The organism is Azospirillum sp. UENF 112521, from assembly GCF_058780665.1.
Genome location: NZ_JBSNCI010000004.1, coordinates 843867 through 860000 on the forward strand (window position 1 = coordinate 843867; position 16134 = coordinate 860000).

A 16134-nucleotide genomic window follows, 5' to 3' on the forward strand; every position below is an offset into this window, starting at 1 on the left:
CACCCGATGAGCAAGACCAAGCGCGCGCTGATCATCAGCCATGGCCACCCCTCCTTCTCGCTGGGCGGGGGTGAGGTAGCCTCCTACAACCTGCACAACGGCTTGCACGACCTGCCGGGCTGGGAAAGCCATTATCTGGCCCGCGTGGCACCGCCCATCGCCCAGCACCGCGGCTCCGCCCTGATGGCGCTTCGCCAGAAGGAGCGGGAGGTGCTGTACTACGCCAACGACTACGACCATTTCCGCCTGTCCAACCGCAACCTGCCGGGGCTGGAGAAGGACTTCGTCCGCTATGTCCGCGACCTGCAGCCGGACGTGGTGAACTTCCACCATTTCCTGGGGCTGGGAATCGAGACGATCCAGGCGGTGCGCCAGGCCCTGCCGCGCGTTCCCATCGTGGTGACGCTGCATGAATACCTGTCGATCTGCCATCACCACGGACAGATGGTGAAAACCAGCCGCAACGCGCTGTGCTACCGCTCCAGCCCGGCCGACTGCGCCGGCTGCTTCCCGCACATCGGCGAGGCGGAGTTCTTCAAGCGCGAGCTGTTCTTGAAGACCTTCCTGGAACAGGCGGACTTCTACATCAGCCCGTCGAACTTCCTGATCGACCGCTATGTCGACTGGGGGCTGCCGCGCGAGAAGTTCCGCATGATCGAGAACGGCCTGACCATCGAGGGCATCGCCCCGCCGCGCCCGGTCAACCGCGGCGGCAAGCGCAACCGCTTCGCCTTCTTCGGCCAGCTGACCGAGTTCAAGGGTGCGCACCTGCTGGTGGAGGCGGTGTCGCGCCTCTCCGACAAGGCCTGGGGCGAGGACGGCGCGCTGATGATCTTCGGCGGCAATCTGGAGCGCCAGCCGGAGGCCTATCAGAAGCGCTTCAACGACGCGGTGGAGAAGGCCGGCGACCGGGTGCGCTTCTACGGCAGCTATCGCTCGGCCGAACTGCCGGGCCTGATGAAGGACGTCGACTGGATGATCATTCCGTCGATCTGGTGGGAGAATTCCCCCGTCGTCATTCAGGAGGCCTTCCTCCATGGCCGCCCGATCATCGCCAGCAACATCGGCGGCATGGCGGAAAAGGTGACCCACGGCGTCGACGGCCTGCATTTCCGCAACGGCAGTGTCGAGGATCTGGTGGACCGCATGACGGAGGCGCTGACCACGCCCGACCTGTGGGACCGCCTGCGCCTGCGCATCCGCCGGCCCATCGACCGCGCCGAGTGCGCCCGCCAGCATTCGGAGGTGTTCGACGCCCTGCTCGCCGCCGGCGGTGCCGCACCCTCCATGCCGGAACGGGCAGTGGCCCAGCGGTCTTGAGAAAAACGAGATGTGCTGTGATATTTTCGGAAGTATGGAATATTTCTCTCCGATATCTTCTGAATAAATTGCTAGTATTGGAATGAAAGTCACAAGGCCTTCCAGAAAAGGTCTGTGCGCCAATTTGAATTATCCCGGCATTAGTCCGGGTGCTATCCATCCCTATTGACGCCAAACCCGGGGAGATCCGCTGTGGCTAACATTCTCGTCATGATTCCGTCGGGCGAAGTCTATGATCACGACTGCGTGCGTTGGTACAGCTATCAGGACATTCAGCGCAGCATCGACCACTACCACAACATCGGCGATGCCTTCGTCTTCGACTCCTCGTTGAAGCTTCTGACCTACGACAAGCTGGATGTGCTGGAGATTCGCGAGTTCCGCCAGGAGGTGGTCGACCGGATCAACGCCGAATACGACTATGTCTTCCTGCGCGGCAGCAACTACATCCACGATTCAATGGACTGGCCGGCGGCGACCATCCAGGTGCTGGCCAAGCTGCGCATCCCCGTCATCGGCTTCGGCGTCGGCGCTCAGGCGCCGGCCACCGGCAAGCTGACGCTGACCGAGGAAAGCAAACGCATCTGGCGGATGATCGCCGACAAATCGACGACGCTCGGCGTGCGCGGCACCTACACCGCGGAAGTGCTGTGGGACCTCGGCATCAAGAACACCCGCATCGTCGGCTGCCCGACCGCTTTCCGCAACCGCGATCCGGAGCTGCGCATCGACCTTCCGGCTCTCGACAGCGTGCGCAAGGTCGGCATCACCATGCGCCGTGAGGTCTCCAAGCATTATTCGCCGGACGTGCGCAAGTATCTGGAGCGCCACCGCGACTTCGTGAAGGACATCTCCCGCCGCTTCGACACCGTGCTGATGATGCAGGGCGAGGTCGAGGAGAAGAAGCTGCTGTGGGGCACCGAGGAGCAGAAGGCGGCAGCCTGGGCCCACCTGCATGACAGCGCTTGGCTGAAGCAGTGGTATTTCGACGACGAGATGGATTCGCTGTACCGCGAGCGCCTGTGGTATTCGGATGTCGTCGCCGATTACGAGACCCTCGTGCGGTCGAAGGATCTCGTGTTGGGCTACCGCCTGCACGGCAACCTGATGGCCCTGTCGAACGCCACCCCGTCGGTTTACTTCAGCTATGACAGCCGCACGGCGGAGTTCGCGGAGACCTTCGCGATCCCCTGCTACAATGTCTATTCGGACAAGCCCTTCGTCCTTGAGGAATATTGGGACCAGAGCCTGTTCGAGAAGTTCAACCGCACCTACTACCAGCGCTATCGCGACATGCGGGAGTTCCTGGACGAGAACTACGTCCCCCACCGCATGCCCAGCCACACCCTGCGTCGCACCGCGGAACGCAAGGCGGCGTAAGCGCAAGCGCACCTTTCCAAGCCCGACAATCGTCCAGAACAACCGGAAACCGGTCCCATGTCCGCCACTGCCAAGATCGTCGAGCTTCGCGACTCCACCCCTGTGGCCGATCCCCTCGACGCACGCCAAGCGGCGGCCATCGTCGGTCATATCGACGCCCTGCAGGGGGGCCGTGTCTTCGGTTGGGCCTGGGACGGCAACCATCCGGCCGACCGGCTGGAGATCGAGTTGCGGCTGGAGCGGGACGGCGGTCCGCCCGAAACGCTGGCACGGGTGGCGGCCGACCGTCCGCGGCCCGATCTGGCCGGCGGCGGCATCGGCGACGGCGCCCATGCCTTCGAGGCGGAGGTGATCCTGCCGGAGGGGGCGGACCCGTCGCGGGTGGTGGCAGTGGTTAGGTCGCCCTCCACCGGCGAGACGTCGACCTTCGCCCAGCCGAACCCGGAGGACCAGCGGCTCGACCGGCTGCTGGGTCCGCATCTGAATCGCATCGGCGAGCGGATCGACGCTCTGCGCCGCGACCAGCGCCAGCTTGCCGCCGCCCAGCAGACCATCGGCCGGCTGCTGCGCGATGCGGGCGAGGGGGTGACGGCGCTGCGGGCCGACACCGCCCGCTTGGAAACATCCGATGGCGAGCGTTCCGAAGCCCTGGCCGAGTCCCTGCGCGAATTGTCCGAACGTGTCGGCGGGCTGGAGGTTTTCCTGATGCGGATGGACCAGAGCCTGCGCGGACTGGACAGCGCGTCGGCGGAAAAGACCGGCGGGGCAGGATGGTCGCCGCTGCTGACCGTGCTGGGGTCGACGGCGGGCGCCTTCCTGGCGGTTCTGGTCGGTTGGCTGGTGCTGCACTGATCGGGAAGGTTCCGCTAGACTGAAGGGTAGGCAACCGCGGGGGACCCGGCGGTGTTTATCCTTCGCGGCCCCGACGACCCTCCCATCGGGGGCCGTGCGGTGCGATAGAGCGGAGCCTGCCCACATGCTTGACGGATTTCCCGTCGCCGAACCCGCCCCCGATGCGCCGTTTCCGGTCCCGGCATCGTCTCCTGCCAGCTTATCCGTCGGCAGCGAAGGCGAACTGGCCGTCCGGCTTGCGGCCCTCGCCCGGAGGCCCGGCGGTGTCCTGCTGCTTGCCCGCAGCGACGCGCGCGCCACCCGGCTGGCGCGGCTGGTGGGCGACCTTTTCCCCGACCTCGACACCATTCTGCTGCCCATCGACGAGACCGCGGCGGGCGACCGTACCGCGCCGTCGCGGAGCGTGCTGGGCCGCCGTGCGGCCGGGCTGATGCGGCTTGCAGAGGTGCAAGAGCCGGCCGGTGGGCGGCTGGTGGTGGCCTCGGCCGATCTGGCCTTGCAGAGGTTGCCGCCGCCGCAGGCCTGGGCGGGCGGGCATTTCCGCCTGACCCGCGGCATGACCTATGACGAGGCCGCTTGGCGCGGCTGGTTCGCCCGCAACGGCTATGTGATGGACGACCGGGTCGACGAGCCCGGCGAGGTGGCGATCCGCGGTGCGGTGGTGGAAGTCTTCCCCGGCCACTGCGACCGCCCGATCCGCTGCGACATCGCCGACGGGGTGGTGCGCGACCTGCGCCTTTACGATCCGGTGTCCCAGCGCTCGGTCGAATCGATCGACGAGCTTGCGCTGGGGCCGGTCACCGACCTGATCGTCGGGCCGGAGATGCTCGACCGGCTGGCCGCCGGCCTTGCCGGATTGGGATCCGCCCTGCCGGAGGGGTTGCGGCGGGAGTTGGAGGAAGGCCGCCGGCCCTATGCCTTCGACCTCCAGCTTCCCAACGTCTTCGGCGACTGCCCATTGCTGCTGGACCTGCTGCCGGACGCGCTGGTGGTGCTGGACGCCGGTGCGCGCGACCGTATCGAGGCGAGGGCCGACGACCTGGCCGAGACCGGGATCGACAGGCGGATCCGGCGCGACGATCCCTGTCTGCTGCCGGTCCCGCCGCTGGAACGCCGGCTGATCGACGCCGACGCGCTGGACGAAAAACTGGCCGCCCGAACCTTGCTGCCGGTGGAGGTGACGACCTGTCCTGTCGTGGAGGCGGTACGCACCGAGCGCACGCTGCTGCGCCGGGCGGCGGGTCTGATCGGGGAGGGCCGGGCCGTGCTGCTCGCCGCCCGATCCGGTGCGGGCGAGGCCGACCGGCTGGCCGGGCGGATGTCTTTGGCATTGGGGCGTCCGGTGCCCCGGCTGGACCGCTGGCCCGAGCCGCCGCTGGCGGCGGGGGACTGCGCCGTGCTGGCGTTGCGGACCGCCGATGGCTTCACTTGCGACGGCATGACCGTGCTGGTCGCTCCCCGCCATGCCGAGGAGCGCGGGGGCGAGGCGCAGGTCCGGCCCCCGCTGGCGCCGTCCGAATTGTCGACCGGCGACTTCGTCGTGCATCTCGACTATGGCATCGGCCGGCTGATCGGGCTGGAAACCATCGCTTCCGGCGACGGCGAGGAGTCCACCGCCGATTTCCTGGTGCTGGACTATGCCCATGACGACCGGCTGCTGGTGCCGACCGCCGATTTCGACCGGCTGTGGCGCCACGGCTCGGCCGACACCGGTGCGAAGCTCGACAGCCTGAAGAACGCCCATTGGCTGGAGCGGCGCGCCGTGCTGGAGGCGGAGATCGGCGAGACCGCCAAGGGCATCCTGCGCGAAGCCCGTCGCCGCGCGCGGGAGACGGCACCGGTCATCGACCCGCCGGCCGACCGCATGCGCCGCTTCGGCGCCCGGTTCGGCTTCGACCCGACCGAGGGGCAGCGCCGCGCCATACAGACCGTGCTCGACGCCATGCGCCAGGGTCACCCGATGGACCATCTGGTCTGCGCCGACGTCGGCTATGGCAAGACCGAAGTGGCGTTGCGCGCTGCCGCCGCGGTGACCTTCGCCGGCCATCAGGTCGCGGTGATGGCGCCGACCTCCGTCCTCGCCCGCCAGCATCTGGAGGTGTTCCGCCGCCGCTTCGCCGGCTTCGGCATAAGGCTGGAGCCGCTGACCGGGGCCATGACCAAGGCCGACAGCGACCGGGTGCGCGCCGGGCTGGCCGACGGGTCGGTCGACATCGTCATCGGCACCCATGCCCTCTTGTCCAAGGAAGTCCGGTTCCAGCGCCTCGGCCTGATGGTGGTGGATGAGGAGCAGCGCTTCGGCGCGGCTCAGAAGCAGGCGTTGAAGCGGCGCATCAAGGGCGTCCACAGTCTGGCGCTCAGCGCCACACCGATTCCGCGCACCTTGCAGGGTGCCCTGGCGGGTCTGCGCGGCCTCAGCATCATCGACACACCGCCGGCCCGCCGCCGGCCGGTGCGCACCGCCGTTACGCCCCGCGACCCGGCCACCGCCCGTGCCGCCCTGCTGCGTGAGCTGGGACGCGGCGGACAGGTCTTCTGCGTCACCCCGCGCATCGCCGACCTCGGCGATCTGGAGGAGTGGATCCGTGGGCTCGTCCCATCGGCCCGCATCGCCGTGGCGCATGGCCGGCTGGGGGCGGCGGCGCTGGACGATACGGTGATGGGCTTCGTCGACGGCGAGAGCGACATCCTGCTGGCAACGCCGATCATCGAATCCGGCATCGACATCCCGCGTGCCAACACGCTGCTGCTGTTCCGCCCCGACCTGTTCGGGCTGGGCCAATTGCACCAGCTGCGCGGCCGGGTCGGGCGCGGGGCGGTGCAGGGCTATGCCTATCTGCTGACCGACCCCGACCACCCGCTGGAGGAGCGGGCGGCGCGCCGGCTCGGCTCGTTGGAAGTGATCGAAAGCCTGGGCGGCGGCTTCGTGCTGAGCATGCTCGACCTCGACCAGCGCGGAGCCGGTGACCTGCTGGGCGAGGATCAGAGCGGCCATCTGCGTGCGGTGGGGACCGAACTCTACCAGCGCATCCTGGCCGACGCCCTGCGGGCACTGCGCCGCCAGCCCGATGCGCGCTGGGATCCGGAGGTGACGGTCGCTGTGCCGCACTGCATCCCGTCGGCCTACATCCCGGAGGAGGAGCTGCGCATCGGCCTGCACCGCCGCATCGCCCGCACCCGCGAGGCGGGCGAACTGGACGCCCTGCGCGAGGAGATGGAGGATCGCTTCGGCCCGCTGCCGGACCCGGTGGAGCGGCTGCTGGCCATCGCCGGGCTGCGCTGCCGCTGCCGGGCACTGGGCATCGCCTCGCTCGGCTGCGGCCCGGCAGGCGTGGCGGTCACCCTGCGGGGCGAGCGGGCCGCGGCCAGGGCGGCGACGCTTGCGAAGCGCTCGAAGGGCGTCCTGCGGGCGCAGGACGACCGCCTGTCGGCAGCGCTGGAGGCGCCGGATGCCGAAAGCCGGCTGGCGAACGCGTCCCGCGTGCTCGACTGCATCGAGGCGATCGTCCGCAAGGCACAGCGGCGAAAGCGGGAATAACCCCCTTCAGCGACAGGCGTGCCCGATGACCCGCGGCAGGATGGCGGTCAGCGCCAGGGCGTCGAAGCAATGCTCCAGATGCGCCGACCGCAACCTTGCGCGGCGGTCGGCGTCCCCGGACAGAGCCGAGAGAAGGCTGACGGCGTCGTCCTCGCCCGCGAAGGTCAACCCGTCCTCATTCGGCCCGAAAAGCCGGTCTGTGTCGGCATGGCGCCAGCTGACCAGCAGCCCGTTGCGTTTGACGATCTCCAGCGTTCTGGGAAAAATCGCCGTGTCGAAGGCGAGGCTGCCGAAATCCAGGCAGGCCGCCGCGTCGGGGTAGGCGTTGCGCGGTGCCGGCGAGACTGGACCTGCCTTGAGGCCGAACCGCTCCCATCCATCGCCCCACAGCGAGAACCCCTCGCCCAGGCCGCGGCGCAGGGCGGTGGCGAAGCGGCGGCGGTTTTGCACCGCAAAGGCGATGGTGAAGGCGCGGTTGAAGTCCAGTGTCCAGGCCGGGTCCGCCGAGCGGTCGGCCAGCCCGCAACCGTCCATGGCCTGCACCCGATGGAGTGCCGGCTGTTCCGTCATCGCCGCCGCCACCGCTTCCGCATCGCGTTGGATCGACGCTGCCACTGGCTCACGCCCGGCTTCCAGATGCTCCGGCCAGCCCTGTCCCAGATAGAGGACGCGGTCCCGCACCGACGATTCCGCATCGGCATCGGACTGTCCCTTCATCGCCGCATAGGGGTGACGGTGCAGTCCAGGCGTGTCCGGCGCCATCCAACGCTTGTACAGATCGACCGACCCGTTCGCTGCCGGGGCGGTGCAAATCCAGCGATGGACGCCCAGGGGCTCATGGAAGACCCGGCTCAGCCCAAGCCGGACGGCCTGCTCGGCCGATCCCCGGCACATGCACCACATGGAAACGCCGTTCTCGGCCATCCAACGGTCGGTATCGCGGATCTGTTCGGCATTGACGGCGCCGATCTCCTCCAGCGGGTGTTTCAGGCACACATGCACGATGGCCGGCGCAGTGCCGAACTGCGCGATGTAGCCACGCAGCATCTCCACGGTCGGCCTGGGGATCTCGAACAAATTCAGCACGAACAGGGCATCGATGCGGCGGTCGATCACATCCTGTGAGATGTCGGGCAGCGCCAGCACCGACTCATGACCCAGATCCACCAGAGCCGCCTGGATCGACCACAGAATTTCCGAGGTGCCCTGTCCGCACAGCAGGAAGCGCATGCCGCTATCTCCGCTTATCGAACAGGCTGACCGCCTCGGCCATATAGGCGGAAAGCTGCGCGAAGTCGGCGCCCTCCCGCTCGACCACCTCAATGCGGGTACGGGCTTCCTGCCGCGTCTCGGCCAGCAGCGCCGGATCGCCCGCCAGGGCGACGGCGCGGGCGACGAAAGCGTTGTCGTCGGCGACCACGAAGGACGGTCCGGCCACGCTGGCGACGTCACCGACCTCGAAGGACAGCACCGGCACACCGCCGGCCATCGCCTGGGCCGCTCCCGCCCCCCCACCGGCACGGCGCGGGTTCACGAACAGGTCGCAGACCGACATCAGCGCTTCCATGCGGTCGACATGGCCCAGGCTGCGCAGCCGTCCGGCGTGGCGGTCGGTTGCAAGCCGTCCGGGCAGGCTTTCCACCCCGCCGGCGAACAGCACCAGCGCTTGCGGGATCGCATCCAGGATCCGGCCCAGCAGATCGAGGAACCCGCCGTCCGTCTCCGCATCCAGGCGGTTGCCGACGACGACGCAGACGAAATCGCCCTCCTGCAAGGCGAACTCCGCCCGTGCCGCCGTCTCCCCGGTGTGGCGCAGCGACAGGCCGAAGCGGGCTGGGCGCCAGGATTTTGCCAGCCTTCCGCCTTCCGGCGGTCGCGCATGGCCGCCGAAATCCAGCACGATGTCGGCGAGCGACATGGTCTGCCCGCTGGTGGTCGGGACGCACATGACCGGATACGCGCTTCCCAGCAGGTCGGCGACCATCACCGAACCGCCGAAGGCGATCACCAGATCGGGGTCGAAGCTTTCCACCGCCGACAGGAAGCCGGACAGCTTGTCGGCTGTGACGCCCGGAACGGTAGAAGACAGCATGCGGATCCGCTCGCCGCCGCAGCGGATCGTCTGCTCTCCCGACAGCCTGTCTTCGACCGCTGCGGCGAAGGGCGGGACGAAGGCACTGTAATAGCGGTCCGGCATCATGTTGGTGTTGAGCACCAGCACCGTCCGGCCCAGGTCACGTTGCAGCCGCACCGCCAGCAGCAGCAGGTCGCGCGATGGCTGGTGTTCGGCGGACAGGAACTGGCTGGTCACGATGACCACCCGTCCGGTATCGGGCATGCCCGCCGGCCGTCCGACCGGAACCAGCTCCAGCCGCACCGCAACCTGCCGCAGGAGCCGTTCGTAGAAGGGAAAGAGGTGTCCGGCGACGAAATCGGGCACCGAGCCCAAATCCATCCGCATCAGGAACAGCTGGCGCTGCATCGACCAGAAGATCTGGTTGATGCCGTCCAGCGATGCCAGATCCAGCACAGTGTCCAGCATCTGTAGAATATGCAGGTAACGGTGCAGATCGCCGGAGACAGAGGCCAGTGCCGATTCGCGCAGGATGGGATCCAGGCCGGCGGTCGCACTGTCCAGCCTTTCCATTGCCGTCGCATCCTGCCCCAACCCTGCGGCCCTGGCGGACTCGCAGCTGTCGGAGATCGCCTTCAACGCCTCGCCGGTTCCGGCCGGACCGCACAGGCGGGCAATCAGGTCGGTCAGTTCCGTGCCATGTAAATCGGAGGCTTGCATCGTTGGAAAAGTCCCGGCTGGCGCAGCGGCCACCGGCGGCGCCTCGACGGGGCGGGGTTGTGCCGGCATCCGTTTCCACCGATAGGTGCGATGCCGACAGCTGTCAATGCACTCGCTCCGCGGCACGGTCGCCATGTCGGTTGCCAGGCCGGTCGCCACATGCCGCCCCGGATCGGGAACGGCACGTGGCACCCGGCTGCCGTTACCAAGTTGGGAAGAACAGCAGCAGCAGGGAGAGAGCCGCGAGGATGCCAAGAATGGTCCACATGGCGGGGCGTCCCATGCCCCGCGAGGTGCCGGCCTTCGGGAGTTCGGTGCCCACATTCCGGGAAGGGCCAGCCATTGCGTTTGCTCCTGACAGTGTCGATCTGTCGGTAATCAACAAGGCAAGGCCGGTAAAGTTGCCGCTTCCGGTCATGCCCCCCCCATCTGCCCCGATACGGCGCGGGCTTGGCGCCAAGAGGCGGTACGGATTTTCCGAAAGCGTTTTTTGCTTTACCGCCAATGGGTTGATTGCGTCTCGCGGATTTCCCGCGGGAATCGGCGAAAAAACCACTTCCCAAGCGCGTCAGCCATCGGCAAACTCTACACAAGAAATAGAAAAGTTGCCGCGGGTACCACGAAAAATTCCCGTGCAATTCAGGAGCCACCGAAGGAGACCCCCTGTCATGTCGCTTCGCCGCCTGACTCTTCTCGCCGCCGGTCTGACCATGGCCTGGCTGGGTGTGGCCGCCGCCGATTCCAAGGACACGCTGCTGAACGTGTCCTACGATCCCACCCGGGAATTCTATGTTGAGTTCAACAAGGCGTTTGCCAAGAAGTGGGAAGCCGAAACCGGCCGTGCCCTGACCGTGCGCCAGTCGCACGGCGGCTCCGGCAAGCAGGCGCGCTCGGTGATCGACGGGCTGGATGCCGACATCGTGACCCTGGCGCTGGGCTACGACATCGACGCCATCGCCGATACCGGGCTGCTGCCGAAGGACTGGCAGAGCCGCCTGCCGAACAACAGCTCCCCCTACACCTCGACCATCGTCTTCCTGGTGAAGAAGGGCAATCCGAAGGGGATCAAGGACTGGAACGATCTGGTGAAGCCGGGCGTCCAGGTCATCACCCCGAACCCGAAGACGTCGGGCGGCGCGCGCTGGAACTATCTGGCCGCCTGGGCCTACGCCCTCCAGGCGAATGGCGGTGACGAGGGCAAGGCCAAGGAATTCGTGGCGCAGTTGCTGAAGAACGTTCCCGTGCTGGACAGCGGCGCCCGCGGCGCCACCGTGACCTTCACCCAGCGCGAGATCGGCGACGTGTTGCTGGCCTGGGAGAACGAGGCCTACCTGTCCCTGCAGGAATTCGGCGCCGACAAGTTCGAGATCGTGGTTCCCAGCCTGTCGATCCTGGCCGAGCCGCCGGTCGCCGTCGTCGACAAGGTCGTCGACCGCAAGGGAACCCGCAAGGTGGCGGAGGCTTATCTCCAGTTCCTCTATACCCGCGAAGGGCAGGAGATCGCCGCCAAGAACTTCTACCGTCCCCGTCTCCCGGAACTGGCGAGCCAGTATGCGGGACGCTTCGCCGATGTTAAGCTGGTCACCATCGACCAATTCGGGGGCTGGCGTGCCGCACAGGAGAAGCATTTCTCGGACGGTGGTGTCTTCGACCAGATCTTCCAGAAGGGGCGTTGACCTATGGTCGCCGCTGCCGACAGCGACGGCGCTCTGGCAGGAAAGGGGGGTGCGGTGACGGTCCGCGCCCCCGTTCCTCTCTTCCGGAAGCCCAGCGTTCTCCCCGGTTTCGGGCTGACGCTGGGCTTCACGCTCAGCTATCTCGGCTTCATCGTGCTGGTCCCGCTGGCCGCCCTGATCTTCAGGTCCAGCGGGCTCGGCTGGAGCGGGTTCTGGTCGGCGGTGACGACGCCCCGGGTTCTCGCCGCCTTCGAGGTCAGCTTCGGGCTGTCCTTCGCCGCGGCGCTGACCAACGCGATCTTCGGCTTCCTCGTCGCGTGGGTGCTGGTCCGCTACGACTTCCCCGGCAAGCGGCTGGTGGATGCGCTGGTCGATCTGCCTTTCGCCCTGCCGACGGCGGTGGCCGGCATCGCGCTGAGTGCGCTCTATGCCCCGAACGGCTGGCTGGGGAAGCCGCTGAACGAGCTGTTCGGCATGAAGGTCGCCTTCACGCCGCTCGGCATCGCCATCGCGCTGACCTTCATCGGTCTTCCCTTCGTCGTCCGCACGGTGCAGCCGATACTGCAGGATCTGCCGGCGGAGGAGGAGGAGGCCGCGGCCTCGCTGGGCGCCTCGCGATTCCAAACCTTCCGCAGCGTCATCCTGCCGGCCATCTTGCCGGCGCTGGTCACCGGCTTCGCCCTGTCCTTCGCCCGTGGGGTCGGTGAATACGGCTCGGTCATCTTCATCGCCGGCAACATGCCGGGCCTGACGGAGATCCTGCCGCTGCTGATCGTCATCAAACTGGAGCAGTACGACTATGCCGGTGCCGCCGCAGTCGGTACGGCGATGTTGGGGGTATCCTTCGTCATGCTCCTGATTCTCAACCTCCTTCAGCAGTGGATGAGGTCGCGCCATGCCCGCTGACACCAGCATAGCCGCCCCGGCCTCCATCCCGGTGCCGCCGGGGCGATCCGCGCTGACCGAACCCGGCTGGGTCCGGGCGCTCCTGATCGGCGGAGCCCTGCTGTTTCTGGCGCTGTTCCTGCTGCTTCCCCTGGTGGCGGTGTTCGCCGAGGCGCTGCGCCGCGGTTTCGGCGCCTATTGGCTGGCACTGACCGAACCGGACGCGGTCGCCGCGATCAAGCTGACGCTGATCGTCGCCGCCATTTCGGTGCCGGCCAACCTGCTGTTCGGCGTCGCCGCCTCCTGGTGCGTCGCCAAGTTCGACTTCCGCGGCAAGAATCTGCTGATCACGCTGATCGATCTGCCTTTCTCGGTGTCGCCGGTGATCTCCGGCCTGATCTACGTCCTGCTGTTCGGCATGAACGGGTTTTTCGGCTCCTACCTGCGCGACATGGGCGTTCAGATCATCTTCGCCGTGCCTGGGCTGGTGCTTGCCACCATCTTCGTCACCTTCCCCTTCGTGGCGCGCGAACTGATCCCGCTGATGCAGGAACAGGGCTCCGACGAGGAGGAGGCGGCGCTGGTGTTGGGCGCGTCCGGCTGGCAGACCTTCTGGCGGGTGACGATCCCCAACATCAAATGGGGCCTGCTCTACGGCGTGCTGCTGTGCAACGCCCGCGCGATGGGCGAGTTCGGCGCCGTGTCGGTCGTCTCCGGCCATATCCGCGGCGAGACCAACACGATGCCGCTGCATGTCGAGATTCTCTACAACGAATACAATTTCGTCGCCGCCTTCGCGGTCGCCTCGCTCCTGGCCATGCTGGCCCTGGTCACGCTGGTCGTGAAGACCGCGCTGGAGTGGCGCTTCGGGGACGAGCTGGCGGCGTCCCGGCACTGATCGCCGGGCTCTGGAGAGGAAAACGGGACCAATGGCGATCCAGGTTTCAGGCATCACCAAGCGCTTCAACGATTTCACCGCCCTCGATTCCGTCGATCTGGAGGTGAAGTCGGGGAACTTCTGGCCCTGCTCGGCCCCTCCGGCTCGGGCAAGACCACGCTGCTGCGCATCATGGCCGGGCTGGAAAGCCCCGACGGTGGCGGCCTGCTGCTGAACGGAGAGGAGGCGCTGGGGCTGAAGCCGCGCGACCGGCAGGTCGGCTTCGTCTTCCAGCATTACGCCCTGTTCCGGCACATGACGGTGTTCGACAACGTCGCCTTCGGCCTCAAGGTGCGGCCGCGCGGCGAGCGCCCCGGCTCCGCCGAAATCAAGCGGCGGGTGACCGAGCTGCTGGAACTGGTGCAACTGTCGCCCTTCGCCGGGCGTTATCCGGCGCAGCTGTCAGGTGGCCAGCGGCAGCGCGTGGCGCTGGCCCGCGCCCTGGCCATCGAGCCGAAGGTGTTGCTGCTCGACGAACCCTTCGGCGCCCTCGACGCCAAGGTCCGCAAGGAGCTGCGGCGCTGGCTGCGCAAGCTGCATGACGACATCCACATCACCTCCGTCTTCGTCACCCACGACCAGGAGGAGGCGCTGGAACTGGCCGACCGCGTCGTCGTGATGAACCAGGGCCGGATCGAGCAGATCGGCACGCCGGCTGAGGTCTACGACCACCCGGCCTCCGCCTTCGTCTACGAGTTTCTCGGTCAGGTGAACCGGTTCGACTGCACGGTGGAGGGCGGCATCGCCCGTGTCGGCGACGGCGCCCTGGCGATCCCGACCCAGGGAGGCGTGCAGGGGCCGGCGGTCGCCTATGTCCGCCCGCACGATCTCGGGGTCACCCCGGCCTCGGCCGGTCCGGCGCGCATTTCCGGCATCCATGTCGTCGGGCCGGATGCCCGGATCGACATCGACCTCGCCGGCCTGTCGCTGGAGGCGGAGATGGACCGCGAACGCCTCGCCACGCTCGGCATCGCCGCCGGCGACCGCTGCGCGATCCACATCGACCGGGCGCGGGTGTTCGCCCGATAACGTTGCTCAGCTTGCCGACTGCTGATCGGCGAGAGTCCGGTAATTGCCGTCGCGGTGGGCCTTCAGGCTGAGGTCCACCGCCGCGGACTCGACCCCGGCGCTCCGCAGCACCAGGCCGGCCAACTGCAGGCTGGCTTCCATGGTTTCCGGTACGATGGCGCTGGCGCCCGCGCTCGCCAGCGCCGCACTCTGGCCCAGATCGTGGGCTCGGGCGATGATCGGCAGAGTGGGGGCCGTGGCATGGATTGCCTCCACGGCGCGGTGGGCCGCATCCGGCCGGTTCAGCGTGATGACGGCGGCCCGCGCCCGTTCGATCCCGGCGGCGCGCAACACCGTGCCCTGGCTGGCGTCGCCGTAATAGACCGGCAGCCCATCATGGCGTGCGGCGGCAATGCGCTGCGGTTCCAGATCCAATGCCACATAGGCGATGTTGTGCTCGGTCAGCAGCTTGGCGACCGCCTTGCCGACACGGCCGTAGCCGCAGATCAGCACATGGCTTTTCAGATCGCTGGTTTCGATGCCGAAGGCCTCGGCGCCCAGCCGTGCCTCGATCAGCTGGGCAATGCGCTGGGCGACCGCCCCGATCGCCGGCGTCACCGCCATGCTGAGCGCCACCGAAGACGACAGCAGCAATCCGGTGTGGCCGTCCAACACCGACAGGCCGACCGCCTTGCCGATCAGGACAAAGGCGAACTCGCCACCCTGCGACAGCAGCAGCCCGATCCGGAGCGAGGTCGCCAGCCCCAGCCCCGACAGCCGGCAGAGCAGGAACAGCAGCAGGCTCTTGCCGACCAGCAGGGCGACGGTCAGCGCCGCGATGGTCTGCGCCTCCGCCGCCATCGCCGGCAGGTCGAGCGACATGCCGACCGTCATGAAGAACAGGCCGAGCAGCAGGCCGCGGAACGGCTCGATATCCGCCTCGACCTGATGGCGATAGGCGGTGTCGGCCAACAGCATCCCGGCCAGGAAGGCGCCCAGCGCCATCGACATGCCGGCCTCCGCCGTCAGCCAGCCGACCGCCAGCACCACGAACAGGTTGGTGGCGGTGAACAGCTCCGGATTGCCGGCCGAGGCGATGAAGCGATAGGCCGGCCGCACCACGAACCGGCCCAGCAGCATGATGCCGAGGATCGCGGCCACCGCCTTCACCGCGGCGAGCGCCAGGGCCAGCGGAATGCTGGCGTCGGGATCGGCCAGCAGCGGCAGCAGGGTCAGCAGCGGCACCACCGCCAGATCCTGGAAGATCAGCACGGCCACGGAAATGCGGCCGAAGCGGGCGACCGTCTCGCCACGCTCCACCAGCAGCTTCAACACCGTTGCGGTCGAGGAGAAGGCCAGCATGCCGCCGACGATCAGCGCCGCCTCGGGCGCCAAGCCGAGCCACCAGGCGGCGACGCCAATGGCGGCGCTGGTCAGCCCGACCTGCATCAGCCCCAGGCCGAAGATGTAATGCCTCATGGCGCGCAGGCGCGAGACCGGCAGTTCCAGCCCGATGGCGAACAGCAGGAAGACGACGCCGAATTCCGACAGCACCTGCGGCACCGCGAGATCGACCACTGGACCCGGCGTGTGCGGACCCAGCATCGCGCCGGCCACCAGATATCCGAGTACCGCGGGAATGCGCAGAACCTGGAACAGCGGCACCACCAGAATCGCGGCCAGCAGCAGGAACAGGACGTCGAACAGAAGGGCGGGGTCGTGCATGGCCGGATAGGAAGATTGG

At 67.7% G+C, this 16134-nt stretch carries 11 protein-coding genes and 1 pseudogene; 8 read left to right on the forward strand and 4 right to left on the reverse strand.

Annotation, left to right across the window (positions count from 1 at the left end; translation table 11 throughout):
• Window positions 1–6: 6 nt before the first annotated feature.
• The 4 genes from ACWPN8_RS24325 (at window position 7) to ACWPN8_RS24340 (ending at window position 7090) form a co-directional block, all read left to right on the forward strand.
• Complete coding sequence (locus ACWPN8_RS24325) at window positions 7–1320, forward strand: glycosyltransferase family 4 protein (protein WP_109449099.1); 1314 nt, start codon at window positions 7–9, stop codon at window positions 1318–1320.
• Window positions 1321–1512: 192 nt separating this feature from the next.
• On the forward strand, window positions 1513–2700 hold the full coding sequence (locus ACWPN8_RS24330) for a polysaccharide pyruvyl transferase family protein (protein WP_492242577.1): 1188 nt from the start codon (window positions 1513–1515) through the stop codon (window positions 2698–2700).
• A 57-nt stretch (window positions 2701–2757) separates the two neighbouring features.
• Window positions 2758–3552 carry a hypothetical protein gene (locus ACWPN8_RS24335; protein WP_492242578.1) on the forward strand — a complete coding sequence of 265 codons (795 nt, stop codon included), beginning with the start codon at window positions 2758–2760 and terminating at the stop codon, window positions 3550–3552.
• A 124-nt stretch (window positions 3553–3676) separates the two neighbouring features.
• Window positions 3677–7090, forward strand: a complete 3414-nt coding sequence (locus ACWPN8_RS24340; RefSeq protein WP_492242579.1) for a DEAD/DEAH box helicase — start codon at window positions 3677–3679, stop codon at window positions 7088–7090.
• 6 nt (window positions 7091–7096) lie between these two features.
• Here the strand turns inward: ACWPN8_RS24340 and ACWPN8_RS24345 are convergent, their stop codons facing one another.
• The 3 genes from ACWPN8_RS24345 to ACWPN8_RS24355 form a co-directional block, all read right to left on the reverse strand.
• On the reverse strand, window positions 7097–8320 hold the full coding sequence (locus tag ACWPN8_RS24345; protein WP_492242580.1) for a glycosyltransferase family protein: 1224 nt from the start codon (window positions 8318–8320) through the stop codon (window positions 7097–7099).
• 4 nt (window positions 8321–8324) lie between these two features.
• Window positions 8325–9884: a glycosyltransferase gene (locus ACWPN8_RS24350; RefSeq protein WP_492242581.1), complete on the reverse strand. Its 1560-nt coding sequence runs from the start codon at window positions 9882–9884 to the stop codon at window positions 8325–8327.
• Window positions 9885–10086: 202 nt separating this feature from the next.
• Window positions 10087–10302 (reverse strand): hypothetical protein, encoded by a 216-nt coding sequence (locus ACWPN8_RS24355; protein WP_146208065.1) that lies wholly within the window; start codon window positions 10300–10302, stop codon window positions 10087–10089.
• Window positions 10303–10552: 250 nt separating this feature from the next.
• On the opposite strand from ACWPN8_RS24355, the gene ACWPN8_RS24360 reads away from it, so the two are divergent.
• The 4 genes and pseudogenes from ACWPN8_RS24360 to ACWPN8_RS24375 all read left to right on the forward strand — a co-directional run bounded on the left by ACWPN8_RS24360 (window position 10553) and on the right by ACWPN8_RS24375 (window position 14411).
• Window positions 10553–11560: a sulfate ABC transporter substrate-binding protein gene (locus ACWPN8_RS24360; protein ID WP_109449108.1), complete on the forward strand. Its 1008-nt coding sequence runs from the start codon at window positions 10553–10555 to the stop codon at window positions 11558–11560.
• 3 nt (window positions 11561–11563) lie between these two features.
• Window positions 11564–12466, forward strand: coding sequence for a sulfate ABC transporter permease subunit CysT (gene cysT / locus ACWPN8_RS24365; RefSeq protein ID WP_109449110.1), 903 nt, complete (start codon window positions 11564–11566; stop codon window positions 12464–12466).
• Window positions 12456–13343, forward strand: coding sequence for a sulfate ABC transporter permease subunit CysW (cysW, locus tag ACWPN8_RS24370; protein ID WP_492242582.1), 888 nt, complete (start codon window positions 12456–12458; stop codon window positions 13341–13343). The genes cysT and cysW overlap by 11 nt, the downstream gene beginning before the upstream one ends.
• Before the next feature lie 31 nt (window positions 13344–13374).
• Window positions 13375–14411 (forward strand): annotated as a pseudogene (locus tag ACWPN8_RS24375) (sulfate/molybdate ABC transporter ATP-binding protein).
• Between the two features lie 6 nt (window positions 14412–14417).
• On the opposite strand, the gene ACWPN8_RS24380 reads toward ACWPN8_RS24375, so the two are convergent.
• Window positions 14418–16115 carry a monovalent cation:proton antiporter-2 (CPA2) family protein gene (locus tag ACWPN8_RS24380; protein WP_492242583.1) on the reverse strand — a complete coding sequence of 566 codons (1698 nt, stop codon included), beginning with the start codon at window positions 16113–16115 and terminating at the stop codon, window positions 14418–14420.
• Between the last annotated feature and the right edge of the window lie 19 nt (window positions 16116–16134).

Bases quoted from the DNA above. Each gene is read 5' to 3' on its own strand.
- ACWPN8_RS24325 (WP_109449099.1), top strand. From the start codon at position 7: ATGAGCAAGACCAAGCGCGCGCTGATCATCAGCCATGGCCACCCCTCC.
- ACWPN8_RS24335 (WP_492242578.1), top strand. From the start codon at position 2,758: ATGTCCGCCACTGCCAAGATCGTCGAGCTTCGCGACTCCACCCCTGTG.
- ACWPN8_RS24340 (WP_492242579.1), top strand. From the start codon at position 3,677: ATGCTTGACGGATTTCCCGTCGCCGAACCCGCCCCCGATGCGCCGTTT.
- ACWPN8_RS24345 (WP_492242580.1), bottom strand. From the start codon at position 8,320: ATGCGCTTCCTGCTGTGCGGACAGGGCACCTCGGAAATTCTGTGGTCG.
- ACWPN8_RS24350 (WP_492242581.1), bottom strand. From the start codon at position 9,884: ATGCAAGCCTCCGATTTACATGGCACGGAACTGACCGACCTGATTGCC.
- ACWPN8_RS24355 (WP_146208065.1), bottom strand. From the start codon at position 10,302: ATGACCGGAAGCGGCAACTTTACCGGCCTTGCCTTGTTGATTACCGAC.
- ACWPN8_RS24360 (WP_109449108.1), top strand. From the start codon at position 10,553: ATGTCGCTTCGCCGCCTGACTCTTCTCGCCGCCGGTCTGACCATGGCC.
- cysT (WP_109449110.1), top strand. From the start codon at position 11,564: ATGGTCGCCGCTGCCGACAGCGACGGCGCTCTGGCAGGAAAGGGGGGT.
- cysW (WP_492242582.1), top strand. From the start codon at position 12,456: ATGCCCGCTGACACCAGCATAGCCGCCCCGGCCTCCATCCCGGTGCCG.
- ACWPN8_RS24380 (WP_492242583.1), bottom strand. From the start codon at position 16,115: ATGCACGACCCCGCCCTTCTGTTCGACGTCCTGTTCCTGCTGCTGGCC.